This is a genomic window from Rothia uropygioeca, from assembly GCF_004136585.1.
GTDB lineage: Bacteria > Actinomycetota > Actinomycetes > Actinomycetales > Micrococcaceae > Rothia.
The window spans coordinates 55099-76445 of record NZ_NOIR01000001.1; the positions used below are offsets into that span (position 1 = coordinate 55099).

Annotated in this window: 15 protein-coding genes and 1 pseudogene; 6 read left to right on the plus strand and 10 right to left on the minus strand. The window is 61.5% G+C overall.

What is annotated here, in order from left to right; translation table 11 throughout:
* Nucleotides 1-245: 245 nt before the first annotated feature.
* Genes EWR20_RS00235 through EWR20_RS00245 form a run of 3 tightly spaced genes read left to right on the plus strand, consistent with a single transcriptional unit; the run spans nt 246 to nt 5407 of the window.
* Entirely contained in the window at nt 246-1742 is a 1497-nt protein-coding gene (locus tag EWR20_RS00235; RefSeq protein ID WP_238147487.1) for a pyridoxal phosphate-dependent decarboxylase family protein, read from the plus strand.
* On the plus strand, nt 1743-3062 hold the full coding sequence (locus EWR20_RS00240) for a lysine N(6)-hydroxylase/L-ornithine N(5)-oxygenase family protein (protein ID WP_129358223.1): 1320 nt from the start codon (nt 1743-1745) through the stop codon (nt 3060-3062). It begins immediately after the preceding gene.
* Nucleotides 3059-5407 (plus strand): GNAT family N-acetyltransferase, encoded by a 2349-nt coding sequence (locus EWR20_RS00245; protein WP_129358224.1) that lies wholly within the window; start codon nt 3059-3061, stop codon nt 5405-5407. Before EWR20_RS00240 ends, EWR20_RS00245 begins: the two co-directional genes overlap by 4 nt.
* A gap of 15 nt (nt 5408-5422) precedes the next feature.
* Here the strand turns inward: EWR20_RS00245 and EWR20_RS00250 are convergent.
* The 5 genes and pseudogenes from EWR20_RS00250 to EWR20_RS00265 all read right to left on the minus strand — a co-directional run.
* Nucleotides 5423-6442: pseudogene (locus tag EWR20_RS00250) on the minus strand (NAD-dependent formate dehydrogenase); the annotation flags it as partial.
* A gap of 12 nt (nt 6443-6454) precedes the next feature.
* On the minus strand, nt 6455-6613 hold the full coding sequence (locus EWR20_RS12825; protein ID WP_238147488.1) for a hypothetical protein: 159 nt from the start codon (nt 6611-6613) through the stop codon (nt 6455-6457).
* Nucleotides 6614-6743: 130 nt separating this feature from the next.
* Nucleotides 6744-7676 carry a LysR family transcriptional regulator gene (locus EWR20_RS00255; RefSeq protein ID WP_129358225.1) on the minus strand — a complete coding sequence of 311 codons (933 nt, stop codon included), beginning with the start codon at nt 7674-7676 and terminating at the stop codon, nt 6744-6746.
* 35 nt (nt 7677-7711) lie between these two features.
* Complete coding sequence (locus tag EWR20_RS00260; protein WP_129358226.1) at nt 7712-9274, minus strand: alkaline phosphatase D family protein; 1563 nt, start codon at nt 9272-9274, stop codon at nt 7712-7714.
* 158 nt (nt 9275-9432) lie between these two features.
* Entirely contained in the window at nt 9433-10359 is a 927-nt protein-coding gene (locus tag EWR20_RS00265; protein ID WP_129358227.1) for an alpha/beta hydrolase, read from the minus strand.
* Nucleotides 10360-10773: 414 nt separating this feature from the next.
* Between EWR20_RS00265 and EWR20_RS00270 the strand changes: the two genes are divergently transcribed.
* Nucleotides 10774-11193, plus strand: a complete 420-nt coding sequence (locus tag EWR20_RS00270) for a hypothetical protein (protein WP_129358228.1) — start codon at nt 10774-10776, stop codon at nt 11191-11193.
* 277 nt (nt 11194-11470) lie between these two features.
* Here EWR20_RS00270 and EWR20_RS13065 read toward each other — a convergent pair whose 3' ends face one another.
* Nucleotides 11471-12976, minus strand: coding sequence for a YeeE/YedE thiosulfate transporter family protein (locus tag EWR20_RS13065; RefSeq protein ID WP_129358229.1), 1506 nt, complete (start codon nt 12974-12976; stop codon nt 11471-11473).
* Nucleotides 12977-13068: 92 nt separating this feature from the next.
* Nucleotides 13069-14334, minus strand: a complete 1266-nt coding sequence (locus EWR20_RS00280; protein WP_129358230.1) for an MFS transporter — start codon at nt 14332-14334, stop codon at nt 13069-13071.
* Between the two features lie 230 nt (nt 14335-14564).
* On the opposite strand from EWR20_RS00280, the gene EWR20_RS00285 reads away from it, so the two are divergent.
* Complete coding sequence (locus tag EWR20_RS00285) at nt 14565-15818, plus strand: MFS transporter (protein WP_129358231.1); 1254 nt, start codon at nt 14565-14567, stop codon at nt 15816-15818.
* On the opposite strand, the gene EWR20_RS00290 is transcribed toward EWR20_RS00285, so the two are convergent.
* The gene (locus EWR20_RS00290; protein ID WP_129358232.1) at nt 15815-16846 is read right to left on the minus strand and encodes a GIY-YIG nuclease family protein; all 1032 of its coding nucleotides are present in this window, start codon (nt 16844-16846) and stop codon (nt 15815-15817) included. The genes EWR20_RS00285 and EWR20_RS00290 overlap by 4 nt on opposite strands.
* Before the next feature lie 181 nt (nt 16847-17027).
* Here EWR20_RS00290 and EWR20_RS00295 point away from each other — a divergent pair, with 181 nt between their 5' ends.
* Nucleotides 17028-19535, plus strand: a complete 2508-nt coding sequence (locus EWR20_RS00295; RefSeq protein ID WP_129358233.1) for an excinuclease ABC subunit UvrA — start codon at nt 17028-17030, stop codon at nt 19533-19535.
* A gap of 1 nt (nt 19536) precedes the next feature.
* On the opposite strand, the gene EWR20_RS00300 is transcribed toward EWR20_RS00295, so the two are convergent.
* Nucleotides 19537-20319 carry a pyrimidine reductase family protein gene (locus EWR20_RS00300; RefSeq protein ID WP_129358234.1) on the minus strand — a complete coding sequence of 261 codons (783 nt, stop codon included), beginning with the start codon at nt 20317-20319 and terminating at the stop codon, nt 19537-19539.
* On the minus strand, nt 20316-21194 hold the full coding sequence (gene folP / locus EWR20_RS00305) for a dihydropteroate synthase (protein ID WP_129358235.1): 879 nt from the start codon (nt 21192-21194) through the stop codon (nt 20316-20318). Before folP ends, EWR20_RS00300 begins: the two co-directional genes overlap by 4 nt.
* Between the last annotated feature and the right edge of the window lie 153 nt (nt 21195-21347).

Consider the following 21347-nt stretch of genomic DNA (forward strand, 5'->3'; position numbering starts at 1 on the left):
AGCTCGGAATCCCGTCGGCACCCGGCCCCCCTTCGGACAATTCCCAGCGAATTCTTCCGGTGATATATCGCATAGGTCCGGGAATTACTTTACGCGTCACGCAATAATTAGCGAACCTTCCTATGATTCAAACATCCTCGGCCACAACCGGAGTGTGACCAGCGCTTTGAATCGGTAGAACCTGCCTCCATGCTTCTGTTAGCTTCTCAGGTGAACCAATTCTCTATGGATAGGCTTACCTAAAATTGAGTGCACTTGATACAGTTCTGGCGGGTCGTTTGGACCTCCTGGGCGCAGATTCGGCAGCCGAGTACGTGGGTCTCGTTTCGGACATGTCGGAGCGCGTTGCTCGACGCTTCGAGACGACCCAGGCACCTGCCACGGACACCCCCATCGCGGAATTACGCCGCCGTGTCGATGAAATGGACCTGGATGCAGAGCCCATTGGAGGCACCCGCGCCGTGGAGGAAATCGACAGACTCTTCCTGGAAGAGGCCGTGTGGTTCCATCACCCGGACTACCTCGCGCATCTGAACTGCCCGGTGGACGTCAACGCGGTCGCCGCGGAGACGGCGTTGGCTGCGGTCAATACCTCGGTGGACACCTTCGACCAATCCCGGATCGGAACCCTCATCGAACGCCGACTCATCGAATGGACCGCACAGAAGATCGGCTTTCCTCAAGGCGACGGGGTTTTCACCTCCGGCGGCACACAGTCGAACCTCCAAGCACTTTTCCTGGCCCGCGAAGCAGCATTGCAGGGGTTCCGAGGAACGCAGCGCAGTGAACGTCAGTCCCGACTGATCATCCTGACCAGCGAAGAAAGCCATTTCAGCGTGGACAAGTCGGCCCTGCTCCTGGGACTGGCCGACGACGCCGTCGTCACGGTCGGCTCGGATGCCGAGGGGCGTATGGACTCGACATCGCTGGAACAGCATCTCAGGGATGCACTGAGCGCCGGAAAGATCCCCATGGCGATCAGCGCGACCGCCGGAACCACCGACCGCGGAATGATCGATCCGTTGCCTCAGATCGCCAAGATTGCGGAACGCTACGACATCTGGTTCCATGCCGACGCCGCCTATGGTGGAGCTTTGCTCGTCTCCCCTACTCGGCGCGACCTGCTCACCGGCCTCGATCGGGCGCGGAGCGTCACCGTGGACTTTCACAAGGGTTTCTTCCAACCGGTTTCCTCCTCAGCGCTGATCCTCCAGAACCCGGAAGACTTCCGACTGGGGACCTGGCACGCCGAATACCTCAACCCTGAGGAATCGGACGAGCCCAACCAGGTGGACAAATCCCTTCAGACCACCCGCCGTTTTGACGCCCTCAAGCTCTTCGCGACCCTTCGGGGCACCGGGGCAGGCGCCGTCGGTCAGGCCGTCGATCGCGTCATCGACCTGGCACACGAGGTTCACGAGGTGATCGACGATCACCCGGCATTGCAGCTCGTCTCGGGATCGGACCTTTCTACCGTGGTCTTCCGGTGGCAGCCTGAGGGCGTTTCGGATCTTGACGCCGATGCATTGGTGGCTCCCATCCGTCGTCACTTCCAGGAATCCGGCCGAGTCCTCGTCGCCAAAACGGTGATCGGGGGCCGCCCCTGCCTCAAGCTGACACTGCTCAATCCCGGAACCGAGCTCGACCGCATCGCACAGCGTCTGGAAGACATCTCCGATCTGGCCGCTCGTGTGCATGAACGGACCGCTCGGCACGCTCACGATCTCGAGGAGACCTCCTAAATGACTCAGCCTGCACCCGCGGACCACGTTTACGACCTCGTCGGCATCGGCATCGGTCCGTTCAATCTCGGACTCGCATGCTTGAGCGATCCATTGGACGAGGTCGACGCCCTCTTCTTCGATGAAAACGACGGCTTCGCGTGGCATCACGGAATGATGCTCGAGGACGCCACGATCCAGGTGCCGTTCCTGGCGGACATGGTCTCGATGGCCGATCCGACCTCCCGGTTCTCATTTCTGAACTGGCTCAAGCAAACCGGACGTCTCTACCCTTTCTACATTCGCGAGGACTTCCATCCGCTTCGCCGCGAATACGACGCCTACTGCCGCTGGGCCGCAGAACAGTTGACTAATCTGCGCTGGCAACATCGCGTGGAATCCGTCGATTACCTCGAGGAGCAGGACCTGTTTCTCGTCACTTCCCTCTCGTCCCAAGGGGTCGAAAAGCACCTCGCACGGCACGTCGTGACAGGAATCGGGACCGGGCCTCGAATCCCCCAGTCCCTCCAGGGCCTCGAGCGGAACGTGCGGCATTCTTCTCGCTTCTTGAACGATCGTGAGGAACTCGTGGGGTCCGAATCCATCGCGATCATCGGCAGCGGGCAATCGGCAGCCGAGATCTACCTGGACCTGCTGAATTCGCAGAAGGACCACGGTTACCGACTCGACTGGATCACGCGATCGCCGCGGTTCTTCCCGATGGAAGACACCAAACTCACGCTCGAGCTGACGTCTCCGGAATACGTACGGCACTTCCACGGCCTTCCGGAAGGGATGCGGGACCGCCTGGGCCGGGAGCAACGCGGCCTGTACAAGGGGATCAGCATGAGCACGATCGATGATGTCTACGAAGCGCTCTACAGGGAATCCTTCGAACGCTCTGTTCCGACGACGTTGCTGACCAACACCGCCGTCGTCGGCTCCGAATGGCTCCCGGGAGAAGACGTAATCTCTCTGTCCCTGCGGCACGAAGAGACTGGAGAGACGACGGAAAGATCTGCCCAGCAGCTCATTCTCGCAACCGGTTATTCCCCTCGCGATCCCGTCTTCCTGAGGCCTGTGGAAGGCCTCATCAAGCGGGACCAGGCGGGCCGGTTCGACGTCGACCTCGAATTCCACGTCGATACCTTGGGCGGCCGCATCTTCGTTCAGAACGCCGAAGAGCACACTCACGGATTGACCGCACCCGACCTGGGCATGGGCGCCTGGCGCAATGCCACCATTCTCAAACAGATCACCGGCCGAGAGGTCTACCCGATCGAGCGGAACATCGCGTTCCAGGACTTCGGTACCTCCCAGGCCAAGGAGGACATCAAGTGACGACCACTGTCCAAACGACCCCGAACCAACACTCCGCGGACCCCAGCTCCTGGACCGTCCGTCCGGTCGACCCCGCAACCGATTCATTCGTCCTCACTGAGTGGCTGAGGCATCCGGCATCGTACTTCTGGCAGATGCAGGATGCCACCGAAGAAACGACGCGGAAGTACCTCGCGGACATCGCCGCAGACGATGCGCAGAACGCCTGGATGATTTGCGATAACGGGCAACCGATCGGCTACGCCGAAACCTATGATCCGGCGCGCGTGCTCCTGGCGGAGGTCTTCGACGCTCGGCAGTCAGACGTCGGAATGCACCTGCTGGTCGCTCCCCCTCCGCAGGATCCGGCTCAGCGCCGCAGCGGCCTGACGAGTCGCGTGATGCGTGCCGTCGTCGACCATTGCGTCCATGAGTTAGGGGCCCGCCGCCTCGTGGTGGAGCCCGACGTGCGCAACCGGGCGGTCGAAGCCAAGAACAGGGAAGTCGGTTTCCGGTTCATCCGCGAAATCGATCTCCCCGGTAAGACCGCGGCGCTGAGCATCGTCGAAGCAGAACAGGCTGGACACCCGGCCCCGGATGATCTCGCACCCCATCTACACCCCGAGTACATGGAACCGGCACAGCGTCATGTGATCGCCAAGGCGCTCGCCGAGTTCAGCCACGAACACCTGATTCACCCCGAACATCTTGAAGAGGATCTTTGGGAACTCTCTGTTCCGGGCGGCTCCGTATACCGCTTCTGCGGCGAGGTCCTGTACCTCAACCACTGGTCCATCGACGAAGCTTCGATCACCCGCCACGCGGTAGGCAGTCCGGAAGGTCTGCCTCTCAACGCGCAGGAGTTCGTGGCGGAGATGCACCAGAGCCTGGGCATCCCGGAAAAGCTCTTGGGGACCTACCTCGAAGAGCTCGCGTCCACCCTGGCCAGCGCCGCGTTCAAGAATTTCCGCGGCGGGCCCACTGCCGGCCAGCTCGCACACGGCAGATCGGATATCGACGTAGCTGGTGACTTCCAGCAGACCGAGGCCGCGATGACCGAAGGCCACCCGTGCTTCGTGGCGACCAACGGTCGAATCGGGTTCGGGCTGGAAGAATTCCGACGCTACGCACCCGAGGCGGGCTCACGGTTCCGCTACGTGTGGGTTGCCGCGCACAGGGAAGACGCCGTCCTCGAGGTTTCGAGGTCGAGCACCGAGGATCAGCACTGGGCCTCGGAGCTGTCCCTCGAAACTCGACAGTCCTTCACGTCCAGGCTCACCCACTTGGGGCTCGACCCGGAGGACTACGTGTGGATCCCAGTCCACCCGTGGCAGTTCCAGCACCGCATCTCGATCAGCTTCGCACCGGATATCGCCTCCCGTCGCCTGGTGGTTCTCGGTGAGGCCTCGGACGAGTACCAGCCACAGCAGTCTATTCGGACGGCATTCAACCGGAGCACTCCTTCGAAGTCCTACATCAAGACGGCGCTCTCGATCCAAAACATGGGCTTCCTGCGTGGGCTCTCTCCTGCATACATGCGAGCGACGCCCGCGATCAACGATTGGGTCGCCGACCTGGTTCGCGGCGATGAGCTCTTGCGAGAGGTCAACTTCGATGTCCTCCGTGAACATGCCTCCATCGGCTACACCGGGGACGCTTACCATGCGACCCAGACCAAGTCGGATCAGCAGAAGATGCTCGCTGCCCTGTGGCGCGAGAGCCCCCTTCCCAAGTTGGACGAGGGCGAGCGCATCCTCACGATGGCATCGCTGCTTCATCGGGATGTCCACGGGCGGTCCGTCATCGCCGAGCTGATCAAGGCCTCGGGAACCGACGCGAAGACCTGGCTCCGCGAGTACCTGACCGCTTATCTGACCCCGGTCCTGCACTGCTTGGAAGCCCACGATCTGGCCTTCATGCCGCACGGAGAAAATCTGATCCTGCGGATGAAGGGGGGCCGTGTCATTGGGGCTTTCATGAAGGACATCGGCGAGGAAGCGGCCATCATCGGCGAGCGTGCGCTGCCCGAGGAGATATCGCGCATGCGTCACGTGATCGACGACGCCGAGGCGTCGCAGCTCATCTTCACCGACGTGTTCGTGGGGGTTCTCCGGCATATCGCCGGGATCCTGCACCAGGAAGGCATGATCGACCAGGTGGAGTTCTGGACGCTGGTGAGAGAAAACGTCGATGCCTACCGGGCTCGAGGGCTGCCGCGGCGACGACACCTGGATCTGGAGGTCCCCGAGTTCCGGCACTCTTGCCTCAACCGGCTCCAACTCCGCAACACCCTGGAGATGGTGGACCTGCAGGACGCCTCAGGCTCCCTGATCTACACAGGGAGCCTGAAGAATCCGATCGGTTAGGCCCTTGGTGCCGTTTTAGTTGCCAGTGCTCCCGGGACTGGAGTTGCCATCCGTGGAATAGGAGGCTGCTCCAGTTCCAGCGAGCTTGCCGCCGTCGACGATCTTGTACTCATCGCGCAACGGACGGCTCGCGAAGAAGTCCTCCAGAACCTCGCGGGTTCCCGCTGCATAACGGGCCTGCGCCGAAAGCGTGGTACCGGATACGTGCGGTGTCATCGCGTTATTCGGCATGGTCCGCCAGGGGTGGTCCACGGCCGGAGGCTGCGGGTACCACACATCGCCTGCGCAACCGGCCAGCTGACCGGATTCAAGAGCCTTCACGACGTCGTCGCGCACCATAATCTCTGCTCGCGCGGTGTTGACGATGTAGGAACCGCGACGCATCGAGTTGATGAGCTTCTCGTCAAAGAGGTGGTACGTCGCCGGCACAAGCGGCGAATGCACGGAGATGATGTCCACGTTCTCGGCGAGATTCTCGACCGAATCGTGGAAGGTCATACCCAGTTCATTCTCGACTTCTTCCGGGAGTCGATGAGTATCGAAATAATGCAGATGCACGCCAAAGGGTTTGAGCCGTTTGGCCAAAGCGCGGCCGATACGTCCCGCAGCAATGATGCCCACGTCAAAGCCCTCGACGTCGTAAGCCCGTGAAACACAGTCGGCGATGTTCCAGCCGCCATTCACGGCCCACTCATGGGAAGGAACGAAGTTACGGACGAGGTTCAGGATCTGCATGACCGCGTGTTCGGCAACGGAGATGCTGTTCGAGTAGGTCACCTCGGCAACCGTGATCCCAGCCTTCATCGCCGCATCGAGGTCCGTGTGATCCGAACCGATACCCGCGGTCAGTGCCAGCTTGAGCTTCGGAGCCTTGGCGATGCGATCGGCCGACAGGTACGCAGGCCAGAAGGGCTGAGAAATGACGACATCGGATTCCGGAAGGTATTTCTCGAACTCCGAATCCTCTCCGTCCTTATCGGAAGTGACGATCAGTTTGTGCCCCTGGGACTCGAGGTATTCGCGGAGACCCAGCTCACCGGAGACGCATCACAACAATGCCCCGGGCTTGAAGTCGATGGCCTCGGGGCTGGGAAGACCCTGCCGACCGTCGTACTGAGTGGGCAGTTGAGGAATCGAGTCCCGCGCGTATTTCGGGGGATATCCGGTGATGGGGTCGGGGTACAGGACGCAAAGCACTGTTGCCATGAGCTCTCCTTAGAAAGACGAAGCGCTCGCCGCTTCGTTATCGACTTCACCCTTGAGTCTTCTCGCCCTCCCAAGAAGGTGTCCAAGACTTTATGTCGACCAACCCATAGGCAACGCTTATTGGTTCACGTCAGCCCGGGAAAGATCCCCCCGCCAACCCCAGTCTCAGTCTTTTCTCGATCCGATCCGGCCGGGTCTGGGCGAAGAGCGCCTCGACCAGAACCGAACCCGGGGTCACGCCATGGGCCACGAGTCCCACCCGTGGGTGTACAAGTTGTTCGAGCGGTATCACGCGGATCTCCGGTGGAAGGTCGAATCCGAGGAGCCATTGTTGTGCGACCACGCTGGTCCATCGTCCAGTGCGCACCAGGGCAAACAGTGACGCCAGAGAGTCTGTCTCCACGCCGGGGTCCGCGACGAGGCCGCGTGAGCTCAGGGCCTCGTCCACGAGTTGCCGACCTCGCATACCCCTGTTGATCAGGCACAGCGGATAATCGACGACGTCGTCCCAGCCGAACTCCTCATCCCTCACGTGGCCCAGGAGGTCTTCGTGAGCCACCAGGACGTGTCTTTCGGTATAGAGCGGGAGCACCGACAGGTCGGCGTCGTCATATTCGTCGAGGTAGATCACGCCTGCATCCAGTTCAAAAGCCCCTATCCGCTGGATGATCTCCGAGGAACGCAGACTCGATTCGAGGTTGATCTTGACTCGCGGGTGCTTGGATCGGAAGGGGTCCACCAGAAGCGAGATGGTGCTCGAGGCCGCCGGGATGACGCCGATCTTCAACGTCCCCGAAAGCCCCGAGCGCATGGCCTCGATCTCCTCGCCCAGGGAGGAATGGTCCTTGAGGATGCGTTGGGCCCACACCAGCACCCGGTCCCCCTCTGGAGTCAAGCCTTGGTAGTTCTGTCGCCGCTTAACCAGCGGAACTCCCAGTTCTTTCTCCAGCTTGTGAATCGACTCGGACAGCGCGGGTTGGGAGACAAAACAAGCTTTCGCCGCACGAGCGAAGTGCCCTTCGCGGGCCAGAGTGACGAAGTATTCGAGCTGACGAAATTGCATACTTTATTGCACCACGCCTCCCTGTGGGGTTCTGGCTACATCGGCGTCAGTCCCATCTGTCCGGCTCGGGTGTAGAAACGGGCGGAGAGCTGCTTGGGCGCTTGATCGTCCTTCTCGATCCAGTCGACCGAATAGAAGTTCGACACCATGTCGTTGGGTGTGACCGTCACGTGCACGTAACCCCGGCGGCCGTCGTAGTGCTTGACGTAGGGGTGCTGGATCCAGTCCGACGTGTTCTTGTCGGCCTTCGCACCATCGCCGTCCGAAGAGACCGATGTACACACGAGCTCGACGCCGGTCGTGCGACTTGCCGGGTCCTTGAAGTCTGCCTTGAGCTCCGTGGCCGCGTGCTTGTGAATATCGCCCGCCAACATAACTGGGTTGGACGCGCGGCTCATGGCATCGAGCATCCGATTGCGCGCGGCCGGATAACCGTCCCACATGTCCACGCGGTCGTCCGTGATCGGCGTCAGCACCACGCCGTTGGCCAAGATGTTCCAGGTCGCCGGACTGGTCCTGAGTTGATGGGCGACCCAAGCTTCCTGGTTGCCCCCCAGGATCGTACGGTTCGGATCGGTACGGTCTGCCTCGTCCTTGGGCGCCGGGTCGCGGAATTGGCGGCTGTCCAACAACGAGAAGCGGATCAGGTTGCCGACGTCGATCGACGTCGTGATGTCGCTGGTGTCCCCTTGAGGCAGAGCCTCGATGTCGAGGGGCATGTTCTCGTAGAAAGCCCGGTATGCTACGGCGATCCGCTCCCGGAAAGAGGGATCCGGGGTCGTGGCCGCTGGAATCTTTCCGGTGTAATTGTTCTGGACCTCGTGGTCGTCCCAGATCGCGGCCGTTGCCACGCGGGCGTGGACGTCCTGAAGGTGCTGGTCGGTTTTGAACAGCGAGTACCGCAGCCGGTACTGCTCCAAGGTCCTGCACTCAACAGCATGTGCCGGCCCGACCTCGGCCCCTTGCCGCCACAGGTTGTCTTCCGTGATGCCGTATTCGTAGATGTAATCGCCGAGGAAGAGGACCAGGTCAAGGTTCTTTTCCGCCGCAAGATGCTTATGTGCGGTGTAATGCCCGTGATACCAGGCCTGGCAGGATACGAACCCGAAAGAGAATGTGGAGACAGATGCGCCAGCGGCGGGCAGAGTTCGGAAACGACCCACGCGGCTGAACTGTTCACCCACGCGGAACCGGTAGAAGTATTCCGTCCCCGCGCGCAGTCCTTCGACCCGAGGGTGGACGGAGTGCGCCAGCTCCGGCTGGGCAAGGGCGTCGCCTTCCTTCTCGATTCCGACGAAGTTCGCGTTTCTGGAGACCTGCCAGTTCACGGCGATAGGACGCTGGGGCATTCCGCCATGTCCGTCCTCGGCGAGCGGTTGCGGGGTCAAACGGGTCCAGAGAACGACGCCGTCCGGCCGCGGTGCCCCACTGGCCACGCCCAAACCGAAGGGCTCGTTGATCGTGGTACCGGTTGTTGCGGAGGCTTCGGCACTGGGGATGTTGATTCCCAAAGCGATGGCGGTGGCGGAGACGCCACTGAGGTGAAGGAGACTCCTTCGGCTGAGACCTTTGGCTTCTGAATGCGATGCATTGTGCACGGCTTGTACCTCACTGATGTGTGATTGCTGGGGTGACGAACCCGATCACGCTATCCAGTGAGGATTTCCGCCAAGGAAACTATAGGAACTTATGTATTCACCGCACTTTCACCTCTCCGTGCGAAAGGCTCACGCGTTTTCACGCCACAGTTTCCGGCTCATGTGATATCGGCTCCGGAAACACGCTGACGAATAAAGAATCCGGCCCTGGCGAGGGCCTCATCGGCGGCATCCAGCTGCCCTGCGAAAGTCTGGAAGACATGAGCAACGTTGCCGGTGACGTCCAGGATCACATCCACTCCGGCTTCCCTGGCTCGCTCTGCGAAGCGAGTCGAATCGTCCAGCAGCAATTCCTCGGTCCCGACTTGCAATAGCACTGGTGGGAGCCCGGCCAGGTCGCCGCACGTCGCTGGCGAGGCCCAGGCTTGATGCGGATCCTGGCCGTCGAGATAGATGCTCGCGTTCCACCGCAAACTGTCTGCCGTGAAAAAGGGATCCCGTCCGCTCTTGGTCTCCAAGCTGGCTCCGGTCCTACTGGCGTCGAGACTCGCCGAGAACCCGACCAATCCTGCCGGCATAGGCAAACCTGCTTGTTTGGCCGCAAGACAGGCTCCGACTGCTATGCCGCCTCCGGCGGAGTCACCCGCGAAAACAATGGACGTCGGGTCCGAGCCCCGGTCCAGAAGTTCACGGTAGGCCGCCAGTGCATCTTCGATGCCTGCGGGAAAAGGGTGCTCGGGCGCCAAGCGGTAATCGAGTGACAACGCAGAAACGCCCGTTTCTTTGACCAGACTCGCTGTCAAGGACATCGCCGTCGCCGGGGATCCGATCATGAAGGATCCGCCGTGGAAATACAGGATAGTGCCCGGTTTCGGTTCTTGGTCTTCGGGTTCGACGAGGACTGCTGGACGTCCGGCGAGTCTTGTTGGGCTCTGCTTGATCCCAGCGGGTATCTGCATGGTCGACACCATGCGAGCGAATTCCGCCCGCATCCTGTCAATGTTCGGTGGTTCCTGCTCCGGGTCGATCGCAGTGGTCATGTTCTTCAGGCCGTCCATGATTGCTTGGCGCTGATCAGTAGTCATGTGAATCCTCTCGTTCGTCCTCTCGAACACCATGCTATGCGCCTCCGGGCCTTCACCGGGAGGTTGAACGCGCATCGGGTGCAACCCTGGACCAGGGCGTTATGGCCTCTTTGCAACGGACAGAGGTGCGCTTCCGGCATTCGGGGCGGCCGGGCAACGTGCCCACCTTGCGCCTCAGGTCTGGCTGTGAATTCCCTCGGGGTTCGGTAACGATCCCATTACGCCCGGACGTGTGCCATCGGCTTCCGGCCCGCAATACTGCCTCCCTGCCCTTGCGGGAGGTGGGTTATCAATTCGTTACCGCTTTTCTGCCCTGGTAACGGTCTCGTGTACCCCCGAAAAACCTGCGATAGCGTGAAAACGTCTTGATAACCCGCAAGGTTTTTGGACGCCATCGAAAAAGGAGAAATCACCATGACCCGCACTCAGGTAATCACCCGCAAGGCCTCAATGACCGCCGCTGGTGTTGCATTAGCTCTCGGCGCGGGAGTCCTTGGGATGGGTCCGGCCCAAGCGGAAACGCCCTCCGCCTCGGACTCCGCAGCCACGCCGCAGGCCGAGGAAACGCAGCATAGCGCCCCCGCATCTCTGGACCAGGCCGTTTTGGTCAAGTCCGTGACCGATCCGACGGTCTACTACCTCAAGGTCCCCAGCCCCCACGGCATCGGCGAGGCTCCGGCTCCTGACGGAATGTACAGCGTCGACATTGTGATTGGCGACCAGACCGAGCACTTCACCGTTGAGGCCAAGGACGGTCGCTTCGACCTGAAGGATTCCCACATCCTCAACACCTCGGAGTTCGAGCCTTATGTCATCGTCGACTGGATGGGCTGAGTTCTGAGGTCTGAACCCACAAGCTAGAACCACACTGAGGGTCGGCGGGGAACATTGTTCTGCCGTCGGCCCTCTTTCATGCTCTGTACCGCCTGGGATGAGCCGCCCGGCTGGGCAAGGTCTCCGAGATCGGTCAGCGCACGGCTGAGAAGTGGCTCGTCGTCTTCACCCCGCCTATTTCCTCTACAACGGGCCGGGCCCCTGTCCCCATGGTCCGGAGCCACTCCGCGTCATCAATCGGTGCGTTTCCCCGCTCCACGTTCCACGTTGGGATCGATCAGCCCTTCCGAAGGGTGATCTGCCAGCTGGCTTCCCCCTGCTCCCGGAAGTCCGTGATTTCGTGGCCGTCCTCGGCCGCCCAATGCGGAATCGCCTCGGTGGCTTGGGTGCAATCGAAATCGATGACCAGGTGATCCCCCGGGTCCAGAGTGGCCATGACGTCCTTGGCGTCGATCAGCGGGAACGGGCACACCGCGCCGAGGGAGTCCAAGGCGTAATAGCCCTCCCCAAGCTCCCGCAATGTGGAGGATGCTCCTGTTTTTTCTTTGAGTCCCACTGCACCAAGAGCAGCGGGAAAGCCGCCAAACCCTTGGACGCTGGAGGGCGGGGCCGCTGGGGCGGTATTCACCGAAGCGGAGGTCGTCACTTCCTCGGCACCCGACGTCACCGATCCTGTCCCCACGGGTGCGGGTTCGACCGTCCGCCCGTCCGAGGCCACCGCCAGAGTATTGTCGAGGCTTTCGCTGGTCGTGTAGGTTCCACCGCCCGAGGTGGGGCGCGACGTCGTCGGGCGGAGCCACAACTTGGCGCCCAGCCCCACTCCGAGCGCGATAAAGACCAAGGATACCCACCCTTGGAAGCTGAACAGGCTGGTCTGGACCATGCCGTTGCCCACGGTGCACCCGCCCGCGAGCGAGGCACCCACGCCCATCATCAGTCCGCCCGCGACCGAGCGGGTAGCCGTCCGGGCGTCGGGGACGCGGATTCGGAATTCTCCGCTCGCTTTGGCCGCGATGAACGCACCGACGAACAACCCGAGAACCAGCATGACGCCCCAGTCAATATTGGAGTCATTGCCTGTAACCATGAACTTGACCAGGTTGGAAGAAGGCGTGGTAATCCCTAAGCCATCATTGCGGCCCGCAGCCGCGGACAGCGGCCACGCGATGACCCCGATCAGACCTACCAGGACGCCCGCCGTGTAGAAGTGGAGTGGACGTTTCCAGGCCGGACGGTTTCCCAGGGTTGCGGGCTTGGGGATTCGCCGTTCCTTACGCAGGAAATGGCGCACCATAACCACTGTCACCGCGGAAACCAAGATCACGAAAACCCACGGAGAGATGCCGAGGGCCTCGGGGATGGTGGTCAGTCCGGTATCCCACTGCTTCATCCACACCGCGAAGCCGCCGAGTGCACCCTTTTTCATGGCCGCAGAAGACAGAGCATACATCGCGAGCGCGATCCACGAGCCGACCAGTCCTTCGGCCGAGCGGTACCACGTCCCGGACGCGCAACCACCGGCCAGGATGATCCCCAGACCGAACAGAAGACTCCCGACGACCACGGCGATCGGAGCGAAACCGGAATACTCGGGCGAGATCACGCCTGTGGAGGTCAGCACGGCAATGCCCACCGCGTGCACCGCGATCACGACCATGAGCGCCGTGAACGTTCGCCACGAGCGCTGCAGGAAAATGTCACGGAGCATACCGGTCACGCAGAAGCGTCCGCGTTGCATGACGACGCCGAGTAAGGCGCCGACGATGAGACCTGTGAAGATCATGATGAAGTGCCCGCTTTCATAAGCTGCGTGGATTGATCACGTTGAAGCTACTCGCGCTCGGGCTACGGCGTCGAGAGCTCAGTAACCGAACGTCACTTAGCGACCGGCACGACCCCGGTGATAGGAATGGTCATGGTCGTGGGTTCGAAGCGGACGGCGTAGCGGGTGACCGGGGTGCGGCGGTCGGAGAGCACGTTGGCGCCGAGCAGGACGAGCCCGCCAAGCGCGAGGGCCGCAGCGATCCAGCCCGTGGAGGACCAGCTGCCGCCGGCTTTCATGGCCGAGCCCGCAAGGAGCGGACCGAGCGCATTGGCCAGGTTGAATGCCACGTTGTTCATGGCCGCAGCCATGGTCTGGGCGTCGCCCGCTGCCATCATCAGGCGAGTCTGGAGTGGGACGACCATTCCGCCACTGGCTCCGATCAGGACCATCGCGATGCCGGTGACCCACGCGTTGCCCACACCCACGGCGTAGAGAACGGCCGAGAAGCCCAGGAGAACCTGAAAACCCATAGCGGCAGGCAACAGGATCTTGGAGTTGACGTAGCCTGCAACGTAACTGCCAAGCGTGGACCCGACGCCGTAGAGCATCAGGATCAAGGACATCGCCCAGCCCGGTCCGGCGTGGGACCCCTCGAATGCCGAGCTGAAGTACGAGTACACGGCGAAGATGCCGCCGAAGCCGATCGCACCGGTGACCAGAGTCAGCAATACCTTGGGGTTGGTGAGCGCGGTCAGCTCGACCCGCGAGCTCGTGGCCTTGTTCCCCGCGTGGTTGGGTACGGTGTTCCACAGCATGACCAGGGCGATCGCGGAGATCACGCTCATCAGCACGAAACTCAGTCGCCATCCGCCGACCTGTCCCACCAGCGTGAACAGCGGGACACCGACGATGGTCGCGACGGTGATCCCCATCTGGACGATGCTTACCGCGCGGGCCTGCTTGGTCGGAAGGTTGATACCGGCCGCCGTGACCATGGCCAGGCCGATGAATGCTCCGTGCGGAATACCGGAAGCGAACCTGCCGATCACGAGCCATTCCATGGACGGCGCAGCCGCGACGAACAGATTTCCCACCGTCAGAAGCAGGAGCAGTCCAAGGAGTAGGGGCTTTCTGGGCCATTTGGCGCCAACCGCGGAAATCACCGGGGCACCGAGTACAACGCCGAGTGCGTATGCGGTAATGATGTGGCCGGCCGAACCCTCATCGACCCCCATATCGGAGGAGATCGAGGGCAAGAGGCTCATTGAGGCAAACTCTCCGGCTCCGAAGGCGAAGGTTCCGACCGCTAGCAAGAGCGTGACGAGTCCTGTATTGGATGAATTCCGATTTAAAGTGAACAGCCGACTTGCCGACATGATCCCTCCTTTCTGAGCAGATTGCGCAGTCGCCCAAATTTGGCAACTCCGGAGAACAACTGGGTATGCGCGACTTTTATTTCCGTTTCGAAAGAATCATGGATGTGAATTCCGCCATTGTGTTCGGTAACACTGACGAACTCACTCGCGTATGCCCGAGCGGACTACGTCGTCCCCCGTCATGTCCCGCTTCCGCGACGTCCTGAGAACCCGCGCGTAGGGTGGACTGTATGCTCCGCCCTATTTTCTGGCCGGTTATCGTGCCGTCTCTGCTCTTTGCTATCGGAGTCGGCTCCACGGTCCCGGTCCTCATTCTCTCCGCATTGAGTTTGGGGGCTAGTGGAGCTTTGGCTAGTGCGGTCGTCTCTTTGATGGGCGCTGCCAGCCTCCTCTTGACCGTCCCGGTCGGGATTCTGATCGACAAGGTTGGAGACCGCAGGGCCATGATCTTGGGGACCAGTGCGGCCGTGGTGATCACGGCATTGCTCGTTCTGTCCTTGGCTGGCTCTCTGCCCACGCCCTTTGCCCTTGTCATGTACGTGGTGTTGCTCATGCTTCTGGCGCCGGTCCAGGATATTTGGGGGCTGGCTCGGCAGGCCGTCGTCGCCGACCGAATGCCCGCGATGCACATGGGCCGCGCTATGACGGCACTCGGCGGGACGCAACGGGTCGGGAATTTGGTGGGACCCATGATCAGCGCACTGCTTCTCCTGTGGTTTCCCTTGTGGTCCGTCTATATTTTCAGCGCGGCGTGTGCCGTGCTGGCCGTCGTTGTGCTTTGTATTCCTGCGCTGAACCGTGGCTTCGACTCCATGGGAGCCTCCACTCAGACGACGCCGACCGCCGCAGTCGCGGATCCGAACGAGCCTGCCGCTCAGAAGCTCAAGGTCCGGTGGAAGGCCGTGATGCTCGCCGGTGTTGCGATCACGATTCTGGCTATCGCTCGAGCGGCCCAACCCACCATGATTCAGCTTTGGGGCGTGCACATTGATCTGCACGAATCAGGCATTTCCTTGCTGGTGGCTTTGGGCGCGGCGCTCGAGCTGATTCTGATGTTCCCCGGCGGCTACATCAAGGATCGTTTGGGCCGATCAGTGGTTCTCATCCTGTGCCTCGCCATATTCGGGGCAGGTTTCCTCGTCATGGCGGTTCAGCCCACTCTGGCGTGGACCATCATGGCCGTCGCGGTTATGGCCGTCGGCAACGGACTGGGCGCGGGCGTGAACATGACGATCGGCGCCGACCTGAGCCCCAAAGTCGGTCGCGCAAAGTTCCTCGGAATCTGGGCGATCTTCAACAACTCGGGCAAGTTGGGCGGACCGGCTATTGTGGCACTCCTTCTGAGCATCGCCACCCTCCCGTTGGCCCTTGTCACTACAGGCGTCCTGACCATTGTCGGAGCGGCTTGGACGGCGACATTCGCCCGGACCATGGATCTGCCGAAGGGCGTCCACAAGCGCAAGACCGGCCGGGCCACCCGTTAGGACACATCGCGGAGGCCGTGGCCGCCGGTTCGCCCGTCCTGTGCCCCGTCGACGATTCTGGGTTCAAGCCCACCGTAGGCCCCCAGTGTATTGACGATCGCTTCAGCCAGGTACGAGTTATGGAACCGCCGGTACATGGTCGAACCTTGTCTCATCAACCCGACATTGAGTCGATACGCGGCCTCGAGAACATCAGTATCGGATAACAATTGGCTCAGGGCGTCCAGGTCACCAAAATACGGTGCGATGATGTCCCGCCTCTGTCGGTATGAAGGACGGTTGATAGCCAAGACTCCGTCCATGGCCTCGATCTCTTTGATCTTTTCAGAGGCCAACTGCTCCTCAGGTAAATTAAGGAACCCACCCACGAAGGAGCCACCTTCGTTCCGCTCCTCGTCGATGACCAACGACTCCATGTTCCCGCAGTTGAGGGTCAGGAGTCGCCGATACCCCTTCCTTCGGTTCGTCGAGGGCAAGGCTGAAACCGTCCACAGGAGACCGCTCGTAGCAAGAGCATCCGGGATGGTTTGGTCGACATATTCGGCCATCAGGGTGACGATCACGCCAAATTCTTCAAGTCGGCCGAGTTCCCAATACTTGGTACGCTTCGGTTCGGCACTGTCTACAATCCGGCGTCGTCGCTCTCGTTCCTCCGGGAGGAAAAAAGTTTCCTCCTCGCGGACAGTGAAACTGGCTTCATGCTCACCGTGAGGAAGTTTAGTGAGGAGCTTATTCCGCAAGCCGAACTGAATCTCTTGTTGAGCGATCACTTGCCTCTCGGCTTCATCAAGTTCTTCCGCCGAACAAGGCGCGAAATGCAAGAACTGCAAGTCGGGGTAACGACGACGGTGTGTCCCGACCCGGGTAACTACGTTCGTCGACTGCCCCACATACCTCTGACCGTTTTCGAATTCGAGGATGTATATCCCGGTCAAGGCCGAACACCCCCTGAATATCGGTGCTACCGAAGCCATCTCCCTGACATCGAACCGGGTAAAGCTCAGTGATATCGGCACAATCGCATTCATGAGCTCATTATGGAACCAGCTTTTCCTCAAAAGTTCTTAGGCAAGCCAACGTGTTTTGTCGGGACTCAACCTCATAGCGATTTTTCACGTAGCGCTATGACGAGCCCGCACGCCGCTGGTTCCCACCGCCCTCGTCCTGTACCCGCATATCCCAGCGGTTCCCCTTGCTAGCCTCGAGTACATGCCCGTTCCCGAAATTCACCCTGACCAGCGCCGACCCGACGGCGTCGTCGCCGTGCACGACGCCCACCTGCATAATCTCCAACACGTCAGTACAGAATTCCCGCGGGGTGCGCTGGTTGCGTTCACCGGGGTTTCGGGATCCGGAAAGTCATCCCTCGCGTTCGGGACCATTCACGGTGAGTCACAGCGGCGCTACCTGGAGTCCATTGCGCCTTTCGCCCGGCGGCTGATCGGGAGCACCATGGATCCTCGCGTCGAATCCCTGACGGGCCTGCCGCCCACGGTGGCCCTCGAACAGAGGAACAGCGCAGGCGGTGCTCGGTCGACCGTCGGCACCATCACGACCCTGTCCAATGGGATTCGTCTCCTCTACTCGCGCGCCGGCAATCATCCTGCCGAATCGCTTCAGCGAGGTTCCGCACTGCACGGCGGAAGGCTGTTGGCCGAGGCGTTCAGCCCCAATACGCCCGAGGGCATGTGCCCGCAGTGCCATGGTGCAGGCGTGCTTCACGAACCCACCGAACGTTCGATGGTCCCGGACCCGAACCTTTCGATCAACGACGGCGCGATACAAGCATGGCCGGGGGCGTGGCTCGGCAAGAATTTCCACGACATCTTGTTCACTCTCGACATCGTGGACATGGATCTGCCGTGGCGGGAAATCCCCCAAGAGATCCGGGATTGGATCTTATTCACGGAAGATCAGCCGGTGATCGAGGTCCATCCGGAACGCGGCGTGGATCAGACGCAACGCACGTACCAGGGCCGTTGGCGGTCAGTGAATCGCTATCTCCTTCAGACCGTGGACCAGGCCAAATCGGAGAAGACCCGCGCTCGTGCCCTGAAATACCTGGACACCTTCGAGTGCCCGACCTGCCACGGCCACCGGCTCAATCCCGATGCCCTGCGTGTGGAGTACCTCGACCAGAAGATCTACGAGCTCAACTCTCGCTCGGCCAAAGAGATTTTGGAGCTGTTCCAAGAACGTTGGCAGAAAGTCTCCGAACTTGATGAAACTCCCGAGACGGAGGCGGAGCGTCTGCTTCTTCCAAACGTAGTGCCGGTTCTCGAGACGATGGTCGGCTTGGGGTTGGGGCATCTCAGTCTTGACCGTCCCGCCCGCACCCTGTCCACGGGTGAAATGCAACGACTTCGTCTTTCGGCCCAACTGAGATCGGGGTTGTTCGGGGTCGCCTACGTTCTGGACGAGCCGTCCGCAGGCCTGCACCCCAGCGAGAAAGGCGTGCTTCTGGATCTCTTCGAACGGTTCATCGAGGACGGCAATTCGGTGCTTCTGGTCGAACACGATATGCGTCTGGTCGAACGCGCGGATTGGGCCGTCGACGTCGGCCCTGCGGCCGGCGTCGATGGAGGGCACATCTTGCACTCGGGTCCCGTGGCCGACCTCGCTCAGGTCAAGGAGTCCAAGACGGCACCCTATCTGTATCAGCCATTGCCCGACCCCAGAACCGCCGATGCGGTCCGGACAGCCACGAGCCACCTGAGCATGGACGGCGTGACAGCACGGAATGTGCGGGACGTGTCCGTCTCCTTCCCACTGGGCACCTTTGTGGCCCTGACCGGGGTGTCCGGCGCCGGCAAATCTACTCTCCTGGGTGAAGTTCTCGCACCGATTCTCCGCAAAAGCGTTCGCTCGAGCGTCCTTGAGCAGGACGAGGAGGCCGGCAAGAACCTCACCATCGGAAAAGTATCCGGCACCGACGCAGTGGATCGTCTGGTACAGATCACGCAGAAACCCATCGGTCGGAGCCCACGGTCATGCTTGGCAACCTATACCGGTCTTTTCGACAGAGTCCGCAAGCTCTTCGCCTCAACCCTGGACGCACAAGCTCGCGGATGGGGTATCGGAAGATTCTCCTTCAACGTGACTGAAGGGCGCTGCCCCACGTGCCAAGGCGAAGGGCAGATCGAGGTCGAACTCGTCTTCCTGCCGGGCAGCTACTCACCCTGCCCCGAATGTCACGGTGCTCGATACAATCCGGAAACTCTCGAAGTTTCCTGGAACGGCAAGAATGTCTCTGAGGTCCTGAGCCTTTCCGTGCGGGATGCCCTGGACTTCTTCGCCGACGAGGAGCACGTCTGCCGATCCCTGCGAGCGCTCGACGCCATCGGACTTGGCTACCTGACCCTTGGTCAACCGGCTACGGAGCTTTCCGGCGGTGAGGCTCAGAGAATCAAACTCGCGACCGAGCTTCAGAGAGCCCCACGCGGTCACACCGTTTATCTTCTGGACGAGCCGACGACGGGGCTTCACCCTTCGGACGTGGACCTTCTGGTTGCCGAGCTCAACCGCCTCGTCGACCAGGGGAACACGGTCGTCGTGGCGGAACATGACCTGCGAGTTGTTGCGGGCGCTGACTGGGTCATTGACCTTGGCCCCGGTGCAGGTGAGCGAGGTGGTCAGATACTCGTCGCGGGTCCGCCGGCCGACGTCGCGGCGTGCGACGAGTCCGCAACGGGTCGGTGGATGAGAGGCGAGGGCTGAGTCAGCTTCCGGGGATTCGATGCGGATTGCCGTCGGCACGTATATATCTCAGCAGCAGTTCATCCCCCGAACGCAGGATCGACGCCAGTGAAAGTTGGGTCGGCGCGAATTCCGCGGACGTGGCCATTCGCCTGGCCGTTCCGGCGAGGAGCTTCGGGGCCATCGTCAGGCACAATTCGTCGACCGCGCCAGCGTGAAGAAAGGATCCGAACAGTTCGGGTCCGCCTTCACTGTGAATACGACGCAGACCTCGCGCAACCAGATCAGCCCGTACTGCATTCGGGTCCACAGAGAATCCACCGTCGGCGGAGGCGATGACGACGTCCGCCACTTCCGCCAGCGCGTAGCGGTGGGCTGCGTCAGCTTGCGCAGAAACGTAGACGACGGGGCGCACCGGTGCTTCGGTGAATACTGCGGAGTCCGGCGATAATGCCGCCGAACCGCTGACCAGGGCGAATACGGGTTGTGCGGGGAGCCCGTGAGCCGTGCGCCAGGCTGTGGCTTCCTCCGGCAGAACCATCGCACCATAACCTTCGGTACGGACGGTTCCCGCACCCACCAGCACCACGTCCGCGAGGTACCGCAGAAGATCGAAGACGCGGGAATCACCAGGGCCTCCGAGGCTTCCCGAAACCCCGTTGACCGCGACCGCGCCGTCCAAGCTGGCGACGAAGTTCATGCGCAACCACCCGCCGTCATGCCCGTTTCCGGGTGAGTAGACGGAAAGGATCTGCTCGTCGGTCAGGGACTCGAGCGGGGTCGGGAAGACCGGGTCTATACTCATACATTTCCTTCTGGCCGGGCGTTGTGCTCGACGCGCACGGGTGCCCGCCAACCGCGAATCGCCTCGTACATGCGGGCCGCGTCCACGGCCGCGGCGACGTCGTGCATCCGGACGATCCGGGCTCCGCGTTCGAGACAAGCCATCATTGCTGCGATCGAACCGGACACTCGCTCGCCCTGCGCCCGATCGAGGCTCTCGCCGATGAAGTCCTTATTGGACACCGCGGCCAGCAACGGCAGACCCAGCGAGGCGAGCTCGTCCAGCCTCCGGGTGATCTCGAGCGTATGAAGAGTGTTTTTATCCAAGTCGTGCCCCGGATCGATGATGATCTTCTCACGCGGCACCCCAGCGTCCACCGCCCGATCCACGCGTTCGGCGAGGAATTCGCGGACCTCCCGCACGACGTCGGAGTAGGCCGCCGCAGGCTTTTCTTCACGAGGCTTCCCGGCGCTGTGGGTCACGACGACGTGCGCACCGGTATCCGCAATGGCCGACGCCATCCCGGGGTCGGCAAATCCGCTGGTGTCGTTGATCACCGAGGCCCCGGCGTCGACGGCAGCCCTTGCCACGTCGGCGCGATATGTGTCGACCGAGACGACGACGTCGCTCGCGGCCACAACACTGTGGACCACCGGCAAAATACGGTCAAGCTCCTCAGCTGCGTCGACCACCGGCCCCCTCCCGAACGGGACGCCACCGATGTCTACCCAATCGGCACCCGTTTCCGCGGCCTGCAATGCCGAGGACACAGCCGCATCGACCTCGTAGGTTGCGCCGTGATCGTAGAAGGAATCCGGAGTTCGATTCACCACCGCCATCACCGCGACCTGTCGTTCGAAGTCGAATACCCGGCGTCCGATGCGGTGAAGGGTCATGCGGTCCTTGGCTCCTGGGCGGATTCTGGGGCAGGTGGCGGTCAGGCCCCAGTTTAGCCATGTCGGCCGGGTCTTCGAAGCGGTTCACGTGCCGTCGTCATGGAACGTTATCGGTCGTGCTTCTCCTGCCCCGTTCAGGGGTGCATTTGAGTC

What these genes read in the sequence shown, in the direction of transcription:
- EWR20_RS00240 (WP_129358223.1), top strand. Translation starts at nt 1,743, where the DNA reads ATGACTCAGCCTGCACCCGCGGACCACGTTTACGACCTCGTCGGCATC.
- EWR20_RS12825 (WP_238147488.1), bottom strand. Translation starts at nt 6,613, where the DNA reads ATGGCAACAGTGCTTTGCGTCCTGTACCCCGACCCCATCACCGGATAT.
- EWR20_RS00255 (WP_129358225.1), bottom strand. Translation starts at nt 7,676, where the DNA reads ATGCAATTTCGTCAGCTCGAATACTTCGTCACTCTGGCCCGCGAAGGG.
- EWR20_RS00265 (WP_129358227.1), bottom strand. Translation starts at nt 10,359, where the DNA reads ATGACTACTGATCAGCGCCAAGCAATCATGGACGGCCTGAAGAACATG.
- EWR20_RS00270 (WP_129358228.1), top strand. Translation starts at nt 10,774, where the DNA reads ATGACCCGCACTCAGGTAATCACCCGCAAGGCCTCAATGACCGCCGCT.
- EWR20_RS13065 (WP_129358229.1), bottom strand. Translation starts at nt 12,976, where the DNA reads ATGATCTTCACAGGTCTCATCGTCGGCGCCTTACTCGGCGTCGTCATG.
- EWR20_RS00280 (WP_129358230.1), bottom strand. Translation starts at nt 14,334, where the DNA reads ATGTCGGCAAGTCGGCTGTTCACTTTAAATCGGAATTCATCCAATACA.
- EWR20_RS00285 (WP_129358231.1), top strand. Translation starts at nt 14,565, where the DNA reads ATGCTCCGCCCTATTTTCTGGCCGGTTATCGTGCCGTCTCTGCTCTTT.
- EWR20_RS00290 (WP_129358232.1), bottom strand. Translation starts at nt 16,846, where the DNA reads ATGAATGCGATTGTGCCGATATCACTGAGCTTTACCCGGTTCGATGTC.
- EWR20_RS00295 (WP_129358233.1), top strand. Translation starts at nt 17,028, where the DNA reads ATGCCCGTTCCCGAAATTCACCCTGACCAGCGCCGACCCGACGGCGTC.
- EWR20_RS00300 (WP_129358234.1), bottom strand. Translation starts at nt 20,319, where the DNA reads ATGAGTATAGACCCGGTCTTCCCGACCCCGCTCGAGTCCCTGACCGAC.
- folP (WP_129358235.1), bottom strand. Translation starts at nt 21,194, where the DNA reads ATGACCCTTCACCGCATCGGACGCCGGGTATTCGACTTCGAACGACAG.